Here is a 14,423-nt window from a genome sequence, read left to right as displayed (position 1 = left end):
TGTTAGTTATTGGTTGATTAGTAGACATCTTTTTGGTAACGACCTTCTTCTTGTAATTGTTCCAGAAAATTTTTCGCTGAAACCTCATCTTGATTTGATTCTTTTGCAATTAATTCGATCAAAGCACTTTCTACATCTGTACTCATTCCATCTTTTTGTCCACAGACATACAAATAAGCACCTTCATTTAACCAATTGTAAAGCTCTTTTCCTTGTTCTTTCACTCGATCTTGTACATAAATTTTATGTTTTTGATCTCTAGAAAAAGCTGTATCTAATTTGCTCAAAACTCCTGTCGAAAGCCATTCCTGAATTTCAGTTTGATAATAGAAATCCGAAACAAAATGTTGTTCACCAAAAAACAACCAGTTTTTACCTTCTGCGCCAATTGCATCACGATGTGTCAAAAAACTACGAAAAGGTGCAATTCCTGTTCCTGGACCAATCATAATTACCGATTGATTTTCATCTGGAAGTTTGAAGTTTTTATTTTTATGAATGTAAAATTCTATGGATTTACCTTGCTCAAAATCTGCTAAAAACTGAGAACATAATCCAGTTTTTTGTTGATCTGAAACTGAAAAAGTATTCAGACTAACCGTTAAATGAATTTCATTATCATGTGCTTCATTCGATGATGAAATCGAATATAAACGTGGTGCAATTGGATGCAAAAGATTTAAAATATCATCAAATTTTATTGTAGATTCTGACGAAAAATATTTTGTCAACAAATCAATTAAATCAATTTTAGTTTCGAGAATTTCTACATTCAAAATCGTTGCAAATTGATCGATTGATTTTTTAGAAAGTGCTCTAATATTTTTTTCTTCAAGTTCTTTCGCGCGATTTTCTTCATTAAAAAGCTTTGCTATTGCTAAAATTTCGGTTTGATTATTTTTTGGATAAACACCCAAAGCATCACCAGGTTCGTAATCGACTTGCTCATCAACTGCTATTTCGACATGATAGGTTTCTTTGTTTGAACCTCTGTCGTTCAAAACGATTTTATGCTTTACAATTCCTTCATACGATTTTTTCTGCGTTGAAGAACTTTGCAATTTTTGAGGTTGTACAACCGTTGAACTTCCTTCTGATTGAATAGTTTTTAAAATATCCGCAAACCAATTTTCGGCAATTTCTTGATAATCTAAATCTACTTTTACCAAATCGAAAACGCGTTGTGCGCCTAGTTTTCCAAATAATTCATCAATTTCTTCTCCTGATTTACAGAAAAACGGATAAGACGTATCGCCCAAACCAAAAACAGCAAACTTAGTTTGATTTAATTTTAGATCAGAGTTACTCAAATTATCATAGAATTTTTGAGCATTTTGAGGTAAATCTCCATCTCCCTGCGTACTAAAAATTAAAATTAAAAATTCTTCTTTTTCAATTTTTTCGAGTGGATATTGAAACGCATCAATCGCTTTAGCTTGAATTTTATTCTTCTTAAAAATTCCAAGCAATTGATTGGCTAATTTCTTCACATTTCCTGTTTCAGTTCCATAGATTATTGTAGGTTTGATTGAGGTTAAAACCCTTTGTTCTTTCGGCTCATCTTGTGTCTGATTTGCAACTAATCCAGCCAAATAACCATTTGTCCAAATAATTTCGTCACGTGATAATTCTTTGACTAAACTTTTTACTAAGTTCAATTTTTCGTTAGCTAGCATAAGAAATTGTTGTTTTATGGTTATCAAAATAAGAGTTGGAAGTTGGCTGTTCATCGAACCAAGCGAATGATTGATGCAAATTGACAACATGACCAACGATAATTAAAGTTGGTACAAAATCGAAGGTTGGTAAATGATTTTCTACAATATTTTCAAAAGTAAAAACTTGTGTTTTCTGATCTGGAGTTGTCGCTTGTTGAATAACTGCTAAACCTTTTTCGGTATCAATTCCATTCAAAATTAACTGATTGGCCAAAGTTTGTAAACGTTGTCCACTCATATAAAAAACCAATGTATCAGACGTTTTTGCCCAATCTTTCCATTGTTTATCTTCAATAGATTTCAAATCGCACAACGTCAACATGCGAACTCCTTTCGAATGATTGCGTGCTGTCAACGGAATTCCTGTGTAAGCAGCAGCACCAAAAGCAGCCGAAATTCCTGGAATTATTTCGTACGGAACATGATTTTTTTTCAAGGTTACTAATTCGTCCAAAATATTAGAAAAAAGTGAAGCGTCACCTCCTTTCAATCGAACCACTAATTTTCCTTGCATTGCAAACTCAATCATCAAATCGTTGATATCTTTTTGAGGCGTATGAATGCCTTTCGAACATTGTTTTCCGACATAAATAACTAACGCATCTTTCGACGCATATTCGTCTATTAACACTGGAGAAACCAAGCGATCTGTCAAAATAACATCTGCTTTTTTGATATAATTTAATGTTTTGAGCGTCACCAATTCTGGATCTCCAGGACCAGCGCCAGCCAAAATTACTTTTCCTATTGTTGTTTGCATGTTTGTAATAAATTAGTTGATTGATAAGATTTAATTGATGTTTTAATCAATAAACATCAAAGCTGCGACTGTATTTTTCGTTGTTTCGTCAATCAAAATGGCATTTCCTGTATGAATATTTTCTTTGAAAGAATCAAAAAATAAAGGTTGATTCGTTTTTAAAACCACTTGTCCAATATCATTTAACTTGATTTCTTCAGATGGAATAAATTCCCAATTATTAATATCCCAATGTTGATCGATTGTTTTGATTTTTGCACGAACCGAATGAAAACGGTGTTGTAAAACATACGTTTTTCCTTGTTGCAATGCATTATTGTCTAACCAACAAATCCAAGCCTTTGGTTCGTTTGTCGTTTGCGGTTCTTCGGAAGTTTTTACAATTGTGTCTCCTCTACTGATATCTATATTATTTTCGAGATGAATCACAACATTTTCTCCTGCTTCAGCATGTTGTACTTCTTCCAAATGACGTTCTATTTTAACAATTTTTGATTCGATATTTGATGGATAAACTTTAATAGAATCCCCAACTTTGTAAACTCCACTCAAAATTTGTCCCGCATAACCTCTATAATCGTGATGTTCTTCATCTTTTGGGCGAATTACCCATTGAACCTGAAAACGCGCTGCTAAATTTTTATCTGTTTCAATCGAAACTGTTTCCAACTGATGCAATAATGTTTCACCATTATACCAAGGCGTTTTCGCAGATTTTTCGACAATATTATCGCCAACCAAAGCAGAAACTGGAATAAAAGTTACTTCATCATAATTCAATTGATCTTGAATTTGTTGAAAATCATTTTTTATCGTTTCGAAAATATCTTGCGAATAATCAACCAAATCAATTTTGTTAATCGCAATAATTGCTTTTTTAATTCCCATCAACGAACCAATACTTGCATGACGTTTTGTTTGAGAAGTAATTCCTTTTCGTGCATCAACCAGAATAATAATCAACTCTGAATTTGAAGCACCTGTAATCATATTTCGAGTATATTGCTCATGTCCAGGCGCATCTGCAATAATAAATTTTCGTTTTGCAGTCGAAAAATATTTATATGCAACGTCTATTGTAATTCCTTGTTCGCGCTCGGCACGTAAACCATCTGTGATCAAAGACAAATCAATTTCGTCGTCTTCATTTGATTTACGTTTTTCTAAAACACCCAATTGATCGGTGTGAATACTATTCGAATCGTAAAGTAAACGCCCTATTAAAGTACTTTTACCATCGTCTACGTTTCCTGCTGTTATAAATTTTAATGTATTCATTTTACTTAATTCCTATAGATATTATAGAGTTTTGTTTAAAAAAATTTTGACTTAGAAATAACCTTGTTTTTTACGGTCTTCCATCGCAGATTCTGACAATTGATCATCCAAACGAGTTTGTCCTCTTTCGCTAATTCTTGTATTAATAATATCAGTAATGATATCGTCAATCGTAGAAGAATCCGAAGGTACAGCCGCTGTACACGTCATATCACCAACCGTTCTGTAACGTACTTTTTCTACGACAACCTCATCGTCTGCATTTGGCTGAATAAAATCTGAAGTCGCAATTAATTTATCATTGTAAACAATACATTCGCGCTCGTGGGCAAAGTATAAATTTGGTAATTCGATGTTATTTTGTTTTATGTAATTCCAAACATCTAATTCTGTCCAATTGCTAATCGGAAAAACACGTACATTATGTCCTTTTTCAATTCTTCCATTCAAAATATTCCACAATTCTGGACGCTGAAGTTTAGGATCCCATTGACCAAAATCATCACGAACCGAGAAAATACGTTCTTTTGCACGTGCTTTTTCTTCATCACGACGTGCTCCTCCAATACATGCATCAAATTCATTTTCTTCGATTACATCTAACAACGCATACGTTTGCAAGGCATTACGAGAAGGAAAACGGCCAGCAGTTTCTTTCAGATTATACTTTTTTATAGCATCTTCTACAGAAGCAACAATCAATTTTTCGCCAATTTTATTGACCAAATAATCTCTAAATTTTATCGCTTCAGGAAAATTGTGTCCTGTATCTACGTGTACCAAAGGAAAAGGAAATTTCCCTGGACGAAAGGCTTTCAAAGCTAAATGAATCAAAACAATAGAATCTTTTCCTCCTGAAAATAACAATGCTGGACGCTCAAATTGAGCAGCTGTTTCTCTCAAAATGTAGATTGCTTCGTCTTCTAGTTGATTTAAATAATTTTTTTCTTGACTTGACATTCTTTCTAACTTTCTAACTTATTTTTTGACAATAAAAAACTCCTCAAAATTTTGGAGGAGTTCATGAATTATTATTTTCGTAATTAATACGTCACAATATATTCCTCCTCTTTTAACGAGTGGCACATATACATTGACATATTAAATACTAAATTTTTCATTTTTTCTTGTTTTATTTCTGATTTCAAAATTATATTATTTTTCTAAACAAATATAATTAAGAGAATAATTTAAATAACAAACCTATTTTTTAAACTATTTTATGAAAATTATTCTAAATAAATTTATCAAACAAAATAATAACCTATAAAACCGATAGATTTTATATTGTAAAAATAAAAATATTATTTAAAATACAAAGATTGATTCCAAAAAAAGATAAAAAATTGAATATTTCGACGACTTCCTTACCTTTGCAAAATGTCAAGAAAAGCGAAACAAAAAATCATATTAAATAATATAGAAGTTTTACGTGCTGGTGCAAAAGGTGTATCAGTTGGTAAAACAGAGGAAGGAAAAACGGTTCTGATAAAAGGTGCGATTCCAGGAGACGTTGTAGATGTACACATTTTGAAGAAAAAAAGCAGCTATTTAGAGGGACAAGCAATCGAAATTCACACAAAATCTCCTTATCGTGTTCAGCCAGAATGTGAGCATTTTGGTGTTTGCGGTGGTTGTAAATGGCAAGATATGAGCTATGATGCTCAACTTAAATTTAAACACGACGAAGTGGTTAACAATTTGGTTCGTATCGGAGGTTTCAAAGATCTAGATGCTGAAATTGTTCCAATTTTAGGTTCTAAAGAACAATATTTTTACCGTAATAAATTAGAATTTACTTTTTCTAATGCACGTTGGTTAACGTTAGAAGAAATTCAGTCTGGGAAAGAATTTGACGACCGTGACGTAGTTGGATTCCATATTCCTGGTGCTTGGTCTAAAGTTTTGGATGTTACAAAATGTCACTTACAACGTGATCCTTCGAATGCGATTCGTGTTGAAGCAAAACGTTTTGCATTAGAACATAACTTAGATTTCTTCGATTTAAAAAATCAAGAAGGTTTATTAAGAACATTAATGATTCGTACTTCTCAGAATGGACAAGTAATGGTTTTGGTTCAATTTTTCCGTGAAGAAAAAGAAAATCGTGAGGCTTTCTTACAAAACTTGAAAGATAAATTCCCAGAAATCACTTCATTATTGTATGCAATCAATCCAAAACAAAACGATTCTGTTTATGATTTAGATATCGAAATTTTTGCTGGAGATGATCATATTATGGAAAAGATGGAAGATTTGAACTTTAAAATTGGTCCAAAATCTTTCTATCAAACCAATCCAGAACAAGCGTACGAATTATATAAATTAACACGTGATTTTGCAGGTTTAACTGGAAATGAATTAGTGTACGATTTATATACAGGAACTGGAACAATTGCGCAATTCGTTTCGAAAAAAGCGAAAAAAGTAGTTGGTGTAGAATCTGTTCAAGAAGCTATTGATGCGGCAAAAGCGGCAGCAAAATTCAATGGAATTGATAATTGTGATTTCTATTGTGGTGATATGAAAGATGTATTGAATCAAGATTTTATCAACGAACACGGAATTCCAGATGTAATTATTACTGATCCTCCACGTGATGGAATGCATAAAAAAGTAGTTGAAAATATTTTGTTCATGAATCCTAAACGTGTTGTTTACGTTTCGTGTAACTCTGCTACACAAGCGCGCGATTTAGAATTGATGAAAGATCACTATAAAATTGTTAAAGTTCAGCCAGTTGATATGTTTCCACAAACGCATCATGTCGAAAATATTGTACTTTTAGAGCGAATTTAAAATTCAATCAAAAAAAAATGAAAAATATTCAACGTTTTCTGGCTTATTCAATTTTCGCTTCTATAATTTCTTTAGCATTTTATAGTTGCGAAGACGATGATATTTGTACCGACGAAGGTGATGTTCCTCGCATGGTTGCTGATATGTATTATGATGGAACAAATGTTCCTTTAGAAGATTCGATTTATTATTGGGCGTATGTATATAATGATTCGATTACGAAAGGAATTAGAGAAGCTACAGGAACGAGTAAAGATACTGTCTTAATCGAAAAAAATTCTGCTTTAGGAAAAACGAGTTTCGGAATTGCTTTGCGTAATAATTCAAAAAAAGAAATTTATTATACTATAGCGCAAGGTCCAGATATAGATGTAAAAGATTCTATAACGGGTAAAGTCATCAGAACAATCCTTGCAAAACGTGATCGATTGATTTTAAAATACGATACACTTGGAAATGGCTATACTTCTAAAGCTTGTGGTTTTGGATTAACTTTTAAAGGAGTTGATGTAAAATTGGTGACGAAAACTGCAAATGGAGCTGGAAATTGGATAAAGAAAATAGAAACTGTAAATACTGAAATTAAAGATGGTTCGACAACTGTTATTAAGCTTTTTGCTAACGAGCGCAATTAGTTTTGCATTTGGTCAAGAAAATAAAACTGATTCGACAAAAGTTTCCGTTACAGATTCTATTCCAAAGAAAAAACACCATGATATTTTTATCGGTGTAGATGTTTTCAATCCGATTGTTTCTGCTTTCAACGATAAAAAAGGTGTTAGTGCTTATGCTTCTTATCAAATCAATAATAAGTGGCATGCTGTTGTAGAAGCTGGTTTCGAGAAAAATAAGTTCGATGAAATCAATTGGAATGTTGATGTTGACGGCGTTTTTGCAAAACTTGGTGCAAACTGGTTTATAACGCAAGATGTAGAAAATCAATCGAACGGAATTTACATTGGTGGACGAATTGCGTATTCTAAATATTCGCAAACCATTAATAGTTATCCGATTAGAGATTTACAATCTAATGAGATTACAGGAACAGGAAGTTTGCCAAAAGCGAATGTAAGCAGTTATTGGATAGAAGCTGTGGTTGGTGGACGTGTAGAGATTTTCAAGAATTTTTATGGTGAATTAGCCTTGCATCCTGCAGCTTATATTGGTGGTAAAAAAGATCAAGGAATTGATCCTTTAGTCATTCCTGGTTACGGAAAATACAGCGGTCCTTTTAATATGCCCGTTTTTTGGGGAATTTCTTATAAGATAAAGTAAGATTAAAACTTTGTTATGAATCAAATTAGAATAACAAAAGATAACATTTCTCTTTTTCCAAAATATGAAAAGTTACTTCATGATAACAAAATAAAATTCGATTCTTTAGGCCGATTAAGATATTTACATGGAGCACCTATTGGAGATTTGATTCAAATCAAAATAGATCAAAATAGAAAACCAATTTTTCAAGAAATAAGTGATAAATGGTTTGATCCTGAAAGTGAAAAGGCTAAAAAATTTGTTTGGTTATAGATTTATATACAAACTAAAAAAGGAACTCTAATTGAGTTCCTTTTTGGCTAATACAATCCAAACTTATCCCATTCTTCTTGAGATAAATTCGTTTTAATTATATTATTTTTCAGATCAATTAACATTCTCTCTCCTTTTTTTATAACAGCTATAGTAATTGGTTTATTCTCATAATTAAAATAAAAATCACTCCAATTAAATTTCAATTCATCATATTCAAATGGAATTAACTGATTATTCAACTTATCTACAGCTCCGAATTTCCCTCTTTGGCTCACAAAAAAGTAGCCGTTTGCATAACTAAAATCTTTGTAAATACAAGGTATTGAAATCTGACCTTCTCGCGTTATCAAACCAGATAAACCATTTTTAGTAACAATATGTTCTTTAGGTCCATATTCTACCCAATTAGAAATAGAAGAATATTCTATTGGAACAATTATTTTTTGATTAATATCTATAATTCCAAATTTCTTATTTTTTTTAACGATAAAATTATTTTGTCTATTATAGACAGCTTCTATTGCTCCATAAATTGGTGGAATTTTAGTAATTCCCAAAGTATCAACAACTCCAAATAATTTATTCTTTTTTAAAATAATAAATCCCTCATCAGTTGAATGATAGTAATTTGTAAACTCAGTATTTGAAAGTGTTTTTTGAATAATATTGAACAAATAAATCTTTTTATTCTTTTTTATTACAGCAATTTTATTTTCATTTACTAAAAAAACGTCTTCGTTTTCTATTTTCACCAATTCTCGTCCATCAGAAGTTAATATTCCTTTTTTCTTATTAAAGTCTTCGACTTCAAACAATAAAATATATTGATCATTTTCTACAACAGCTTCTCGAAAATTTATACTTTTCAACCATTTGTCACCAGAAATTGAAATTAAATCTTCGGAAAGTAATTTTAATTTACCATCCTTTTTGATAACAAAAGTTTCTAATTTATTTCCATAAAGTCCATCATTTGAAATTGAATCATAAATAATATCTAAAGCAATTTGTCCTTTAGAATTTATAATTCCATATTTAGATTTATCTTCAACTATTGCTAAACCTTTTTGATTGAAAATTAAAACATTATCATATTTTCCAAACTCTAATACTTCTTTTAAATTCTTATCTAAAAACCCAATTTTACCATTCTTCGATAATTTCATAGAACCATCTATAAAATATGTAGTTCCATTTCCAAAACTATTCTTAGGTTTCACAATAACCTCCTCTGCATGATTATCAAATATATAATCAGTTAATTGTTTTCCTTCATTATTAAAAATTGCCCATTCTTCCTTATTCTTTACAAATAAAATACTATCATTCATAGATTGATCAACAGAATTATAAATAGGAGAAACAACTTCTTTTCCTGTTTTGTCTACAAATCCATATTTTCCATTTTTAACAATTTTCGATAAACCTGATTTGTAAAAATAATTTAATCGATCATAAATAAATGGAATTAAAACCTCTCCTTTTCTATTTATTGCACCAAACTTATCTTTAATTTGAGCAATTGCTAAACCATTATCAGAAAAAACACTTAGATCATTGTAAATAAAAGGTATTAAAATATTATCATTAATATCAATATAACCTTCTTTATCATCTTTCTTAGCAAGAATCATATTTTCTTGATCTAGAGGATTCATAAATTTATATTTACCAAGTGGAATTTTTATTTCTTTTGTTCTGTTATCAACATAACCCCAATAATCATTTTCAGAAATTCTTGAATAAATCTCCGTTTTATTTTGTACTTGAGACAAACAAAGTTCAGATAAGAATATTAAGATAAATAATAAAGCTACACGCATATTCGAAGTATTAATTCTTTGATTAATATACAATAAAAAAAGGAACTCTAATTGAGTTCCTTTTTTTTGTTTTGAGAAGATTTCAGATTAATCCAAAACCTTTGCTCCTTTTACTTTTTGATTTGTTAAAGCGATTTCCAAAACTTCTTTCATTTCTTTTACAAAATGGAAAGTCATTCCTTTTACATATTCTGCTTTAATTTCTTCGATATCTTTTCGGTTATCTTCGCACAAAATAATCTCTTTGATATTTGCACGTTTTGCTGCCAAAATTTTCTCTTTAATTCCACCAACTGGCAATACTTTTCCACGAAGTGTGATTTCACCTGTCATCGCCAATTTTGCTTTCACTTTACGTTGTGTAAAAGACGAAACCAAGGATGTCAACATTGTAATTCCGGCAGATGGTCCATCTTTTGGTGTTGCACCTTCTGGCACGTGAATATGAACTTTATAATTCTCGAAAACTTCTGGTTTGATACCTAATTCGTCCGCATGCGCTTTGATATATTCTAACGCAATTGTCGCAGATTCTTTCATCACAGTTCCAAGGTTTCCTGTAATCGAAAGTCCACCATTTTTCGCTTTTGATAAAATAGATTCGATAAATAAAATATCTCCTCCAACACTTGTCCAAGCTAAACCAACCACAACACCCGGAACTTCGTTGTTCTCATATTGATCTGGTGTAATAGAAGGTCCTAAGATTTTCGAAATATCTTCGATTGAATATTTAGTATTAAATTCTTCTTCCAACGCAATATGTTTTGCAGCCGAACGAACTAATTTCGCAACTTTCTGATTCAATTTACGAACACCAGATTCGCGTGTATAACCCGTAATTAAATATTCTATTTCTTTTTTACCTAACACAACATCTTTCTCTTTCAAGCCATGTTCTGTTAATTGTTTTGGTAAAAGGTGACGTTTTACGATTTCAGATTTTTCCTCGATTGTATAACCTGCAATATTAATCATCTCCATACGATCGCGCAACGGACTTGGAATATCTCCTATATTATTGGCTGTCGCAATGAAAAATACTTTCGACAAATCATAACCAATTTCTAAGAAATTGTCATAAAAAGTTGAATTTTGCTCAGGATCTAAAACCTCTAACATTGCTGATGAAGGATCTCCATGCGCACTCGCTGTCATTTTATCAATCTCATCTAAAACAAAAACTGGATTCGAAGATTCTGATTTTTTGATTGATTGTAAAATACGTCCTGGCATCGCTCCTATATAGGTTTTACGGTGACCGCGAATTTCTGATTCATCATGTAAACCACCCAACGACATACGCACATATTTGCGTCCAATCGCTTCTGAAATAGATTTCCCTAACGATGTTTTACCAACACCCGGAGGTCCATATAAACAAAGAATTGGCGAACGCATATCTCCTTTCAATTTCAAGACTGCAAGATGCTCCAAAATACGTTCTTTCACATCTTCTAAACCATAATGATCATGATCTAAAATTTTCTTTGCATTCTTGATATCAAAGTTATCTTTCGTTAAGGTATTCCAAGGTAAATCCAACATAAATTCAAGGTAATTGCGCTGAATATTATGTTCTGGCATTTGCGGATTTAGACGAGAAAGACGGTTGATTTCTTTATCAAAATGATTCGCTACTTCTTCGCTCCAACTTTTCGTTAAAGCACGTTTGCGCATTTCATTGATTTCTTCTTCAGTCGAATTTCCTCCTAACTCTTCTTGAATCGATTTGATTTGTTGATTTAAGAAATATTCTTTTTGTTGTTGATCTAATTCTTTGCGAACTTTATTCTGAATCGTATTTTTCAACTCCAATTTCTGAAGTTCAACATTCATAAAACGCATCACTTCCATTGCGCGAAGTTTCATATCAGAAATCTCTAACAATAACTGTTTTTCATCTAAACTCAACGTCAAATTAGACGCGACAAAGTTGATTAAAAACGTATTACTTTCAATACTTTTTATAGCTCCTGCAGCTTCCGAAGGCAACATTGGATTTTCTTCTACAATCTGAAAAGCTAAATCACGAATTGATTCAATAATAATTGGATATTCTTTGTTGCGTGATGTCGGAACTTTTTCTGTCAAAATTTCTACTTCTGCCTTGAAATAAGGATCATTTGAAACAAATTCTTTGACTTTGAAGCGTTTCATACCTTGTAAAATCACCGTAATGTTTCCATCTGGCAACTTTATCATTCGCATGATTTTCGCAACTGTACCAACTGTATACAAATCGTCTTGTGTAGGATCTTCCACAGCAATTTCTTTTTGTGAAAGCACACCAATAATGCGATCTTCTTTGTAAGCTTGTGTTAAAAGTTGTATAGATTTATCTCTACCCGCGGTAATTGGCGCAACCACACCCGGAAATAAGACAGTATTTCTTAACGATAAAATAGGCAATACCGAAGAAATATCTTGCTTATTTAGCTTACTTTCTTCGTCTTTACTCATCAAAGGAATTAATTCGATTTCTTCTTCCATTACTTGTGCTAATGACAAATTGTCTATGTTCATAATTTTTTTGTACGTTCAAAGTGTCAGTAAAACTATTTTTAACTGACGAAAGCTTTTCATAATTTCAAAAAAAACTACGATATAGTTCTTGTTTGAAGCGTTTAGAAAAGCGAGTATTAATAAGACAAACGTTGTGCCAATAAAATATATTGTCAGTTTTTCAATAAAGGTTTATAATGAGGATAAATAATTATTTTGCTTCTAAATCTTTTATCAAGATAGTTTGATCTTTAATTATAAAACAATTTGCAAGAAATTCGTTCATTGATTTTGCATGAAAATTCATCATTCCAAAATCTTCAGAAATTAAAATTTCGGTCAATTCTTCAAGCGATAATTGGTTCAAATCTTTGTAATCTGTTTCTTCTTCAACTTTTTCTAGAAATGAATTTAACGTTTCATGCGTGATATATAAATCGTGATCGATGCAACCAATCCAACCTTTTTTATCGCCTTGTAAAACCTCAACAAATTCGTTTCCTCCAGGATCTGTTCCAATTTTGAAAAATATAGATTCGAAAATAGTATAGGCTTGCGCTTCTATCAAATCATAATAATCTGAATTAGAATTCAAGCCATATAAGCCTCCAAACATTTGCCAAGGTTCTTCGCCAGTATAATTCGCGGTAAAATTGTTATAATCGGCATCAAAAAAGAGTAAATCATTAAATCCATTTTGTTCTAATAAAAAAGTCGCATATTCATCAGAAAAATTATACTTCTTTTGCAATGATTGAATTTCTTCTTTTGTAGGTTTTGAAAATCCAAATGGATTAGGAAAAGTGACTTTTGACAACATAGATTGAGTTGGTTTAAAACTTAAAAATATAAAAAAAATCGGGATTTACCCGATTTTAGATTTTGCGATGACTTTGCGATAAAGTTCTTCGTATTGTGGAAGAATATTCGTTTTATCAAATCGTATCGCTTGTTCTTTTGCTTGATGACTAAACTCTGCCAAACGCTTATCGTCTTCTAAGATATAGATTGCCTTTTCTGCCATCATTTCGATATCTCCTACAGGACAAACAAAACCAGTAAGTCCATCAACATTTACTTCTGGAATTCCGCCTGCATTCGACGAAATAACCGGAACACTTGCTGCCATAGCTTCAAGCGCTGCCAAACCAAAACTTTCTTGTTCGGATGGTAAAAGAAATAAATCTGCGGCTTTCAAAACATCATTCAAATCACTTACCATTCCAAGACTTTTCACTTTATCTTGAATTCCAAATTCTTGAATCATTTGATCTGCCATATCCCACTCAGGTCCTTCTCCAGCAATAATCAATTTAGATGGTATTTGTTTCTGAATCAAATTAAACGTTCCAATTACATCTTCAATGCGTTTTACCTTTCTCAAGTTTGAAGTGTGTAAAATCACTTTCTCTTTTGGTTGCGCAAAATTATCACGACAACACACACATTTCTCTGGTAAATATTGATCGTTATCAATAAAGTTTGGGACAACTTCTATCTCATTTGTAATGTCAAATGCACATAAAGTATCTTGTTTCAAACTTTCGGAAACCGATGTTACGGCATCCGATTCGTTGATCGAAAATTCAACAGCCGTTTTATACACAGGATGTTTCCCTACCAACGTAATATCCGTTCCGTGCAATGTTGTTACAATTGGTAATTTATACCCTTTTCGCGCCAACATTTGCTTCGTAAAATACGCTGCATACGCATGCGGAATCGCATAATGTACATGCACCAAATCTAATTCGTAATGCAAAACTTTATCATACAAAATTGTGCTCAATGCCAAATCGTATGGCTGATATTGGAACAATGGATACGTTTCGACATGAATTCGATGAAAGTATATATTTGGTAATTTGATGTTTAATCTCGCAGGAACATTTGTGCTAAAAAAATGTACTTCATGACCTTTTTCTGCTAAATCCATTCCCAGTTCTGTTGCCACAATTCCACTTCCTCCGTAAGTTGGGTAGCATACAATTCCTATTTTCATTCGCG

12 protein-coding genes are annotated in these 14,423 nt (G+C 31.9%); 4 read left to right on the top strand and 8 right to left on the bottom strand.

The window, feature by feature from the left end; all coding sequences use genetic code 11:
* Nucleotides 1-17: 17 nt before the first annotated feature.
* Genes N5D90_RS03875 through cysD form a run of 4 tightly spaced genes read right to left on the bottom strand, consistent with a single transcriptional unit; the run spans nt 18 to nt 4,716 of the window.
* Nucleotides 18-1,676, bottom strand: coding sequence for a sulfite reductase flavoprotein subunit alpha (locus tag N5D90_RS03875; protein ID WP_280061625.1), 1,659 nt, complete (start codon nt 1,674-1,676; stop codon nt 18-20).
* Nucleotides 1,666-2,478: a uroporphyrinogen-III C-methyltransferase gene (gene cobA / locus N5D90_RS03870; RefSeq protein WP_280061624.1), complete on the bottom strand. Its 813-nt coding sequence runs from the start codon at nt 2,476-2,478 to the stop codon at nt 1,666-1,668. Before cobA ends, N5D90_RS03875 begins: the two co-directional genes overlap by 11 nt.
* A gap of 42 nt (nt 2,479-2,520) precedes the next feature.
* Nucleotides 2,521-3,756, bottom strand: coding sequence for a sulfate adenylyltransferase subunit 1 (locus N5D90_RS03865; protein WP_280061623.1), 1,236 nt, complete (start codon nt 3,754-3,756; stop codon nt 2,521-2,523).
* Between the two features lie 51 nt (nt 3,757-3,807).
* Nucleotides 3,808-4,716: a sulfate adenylyltransferase subunit CysD gene (cysD, locus tag N5D90_RS03860; RefSeq protein ID WP_114999573.1), complete on the bottom strand. Its 909-nt coding sequence runs from the start codon at nt 4,714-4,716 to the stop codon at nt 3,808-3,810.
* Nucleotides 4,717-5,136: 420 nt separating this feature from the next.
* Between cysD and rlmD the strand changes: the two genes are divergently transcribed.
* Genes rlmD through N5D90_RS03840 form a run of 4 tightly spaced genes read left to right on the top strand, consistent with a single transcriptional unit; the run spans nt 5,137 to nt 8,085 of the window.
* Complete coding sequence (rlmD, locus tag N5D90_RS03855; protein WP_114999571.1) at nt 5,137-6,555, top strand: 23S rRNA (uracil(1939)-C(5))-methyltransferase RlmD; 1,419 nt, start codon at nt 5,137-5,139, stop codon at nt 6,553-6,555.
* 17 nt (nt 6,556-6,572) lie between these two features.
* Nucleotides 6,573-7,190: a DUF6452 family protein gene (locus N5D90_RS03850; RefSeq protein ID WP_114999568.1), complete on the top strand. Its 618-nt coding sequence runs from the start codon at nt 6,573-6,575 to the stop codon at nt 7,188-7,190.
* Entirely contained in the window at nt 7,144-7,830 is a 687-nt protein-coding gene (locus tag N5D90_RS03845; protein ID WP_152606094.1) for a DUF6048 family protein, read from the top strand. Before N5D90_RS03850 ends, N5D90_RS03845 begins: the two co-directional genes overlap by 47 nt.
* 15 nt (nt 7,831-7,845) lie before the next feature.
* Nucleotides 7,846-8,085, top strand: a complete 240-nt coding sequence (locus N5D90_RS03840) for a hypothetical protein (protein ID WP_114999566.1) — start codon at nt 7,846-7,848, stop codon at nt 8,083-8,085.
* 47 nt (nt 8,086-8,132) lie between these two features.
* Here the strand turns inward: N5D90_RS03840 and N5D90_RS03835 are convergent, their stop codons facing one another.
* The 4 genes from N5D90_RS03835 to bshA form a co-directional block, all read right to left on the bottom strand.
* Complete coding sequence (locus tag N5D90_RS03835; protein ID WP_280061622.1) at nt 8,133-9,911, bottom strand: WG repeat-containing protein; 1,779 nt, start codon at nt 9,909-9,911, stop codon at nt 8,133-8,135.
* Nucleotides 9,912-9,998: 87 nt separating this feature from the next.
* Nucleotides 9,999-12,437: an endopeptidase La gene (lon, locus tag N5D90_RS03830; RefSeq protein ID WP_280061621.1), complete on the bottom strand. Its 2,439-nt coding sequence runs from the start codon at nt 12,435-12,437 to the stop codon at nt 9,999-10,001.
* A gap of 190 nt (nt 12,438-12,627) precedes the next feature.
* Nucleotides 12,628-13,236, bottom strand: coding sequence for a hypothetical protein (locus tag N5D90_RS03825; protein WP_280061620.1), 609 nt, complete (start codon nt 13,234-13,236; stop codon nt 12,628-12,630).
* A 45-nt stretch (nt 13,237-13,281) separates the two neighbouring features.
* Nucleotides 13,282-14,418: an N-acetyl-alpha-D-glucosaminyl L-malate synthase BshA gene (gene bshA, locus N5D90_RS03820; protein WP_038332343.1), complete on the bottom strand. Its 1,137-nt coding sequence runs from the start codon at nt 14,416-14,418 to the stop codon at nt 13,282-13,284.
* Between the last annotated feature and the right edge of the window lie 5 nt (nt 14,419-14,423).

It is taken from the genome of Empedobacter sp. GD03797 (assembly GCF_029842105.1).
Classification (GTDB): domain Bacteria; phylum Bacteroidota; class Bacteroidia; order Flavobacteriales; family Weeksellaceae; genus Empedobacter; species Empedobacter falsenii_C.
This window is presented reverse-complemented; position numbering and strand designations above follow the sequence as displayed.

What these genes read in the sequence shown, in the direction of transcription:
- rlmD (WP_114999571.1), top strand. Translation starts at nt 5,137, where the DNA reads ATGTCAAGAAAAGCGAAACAAAAAATCATATTAAATAATATAGAAGTT.
- N5D90_RS03825 (WP_280061620.1), bottom strand. Translation starts at nt 13,236, where the DNA reads ATGTTGTCAAAAGTCACTTTTCCTAATCCATTTGGATTTTCAAAACCT.
- N5D90_RS03840 (WP_114999566.1), top strand. Translation starts at nt 7,846, where the DNA reads ATGAATCAAATTAGAATAACAAAAGATAACATTTCTCTTTTTCCAAAA.
- N5D90_RS03875 (WP_280061625.1), bottom strand. Translation starts at nt 1,676, where the DNA reads ATGCTAGCTAACGAAAAATTGAACTTAGTAAAAAGTTTAGTCAAAGAA.
- N5D90_RS03865 (WP_280061623.1), bottom strand. Translation starts at nt 3,756, where the DNA reads ATGAATACATTAAAATTTATAACAGCAGGAAACGTAGACGATGGTAAA.
- bshA (WP_038332343.1), bottom strand. Translation starts at nt 14,418, where the DNA reads ATGAAAATAGGAATTGTATGCTACCCAACTTACGGAGGAAGTGGAATT.
- N5D90_RS03850 (WP_114999568.1), top strand. Translation starts at nt 6,573, where the DNA reads ATGAAAAATATTCAACGTTTTCTGGCTTATTCAATTTTCGCTTCTATA.
- N5D90_RS03835 (WP_280061622.1), bottom strand. Translation starts at nt 9,911, where the DNA reads ATGCGTGTAGCTTTATTATTTATCTTAATATTCTTATCTGAACTTTGT.
- N5D90_RS03845 (WP_152606094.1), top strand. Translation starts at nt 7,144, where the DNA reads ATGGTTCGACAACTGTTATTAAGCTTTTTGCTAACGAGCGCAATTAGT.
- lon (WP_280061621.1), bottom strand. Translation starts at nt 12,437, where the DNA reads ATGAACATAGACAATTTGTCATTAGCACAAGTAATGGAAGAAGAAATC.
- cobA (WP_280061624.1), bottom strand. Translation starts at nt 2,478, where the DNA reads ATGCAAACAACAATAGGAAAAGTAATTTTGGCTGGCGCTGGTCCTGGA.
- cysD (WP_114999573.1), bottom strand. Translation starts at nt 4,716, where the DNA reads ATGTCAAGTCAAGAAAAAAATTATTTAAATCAACTAGAAGACGAAGCA.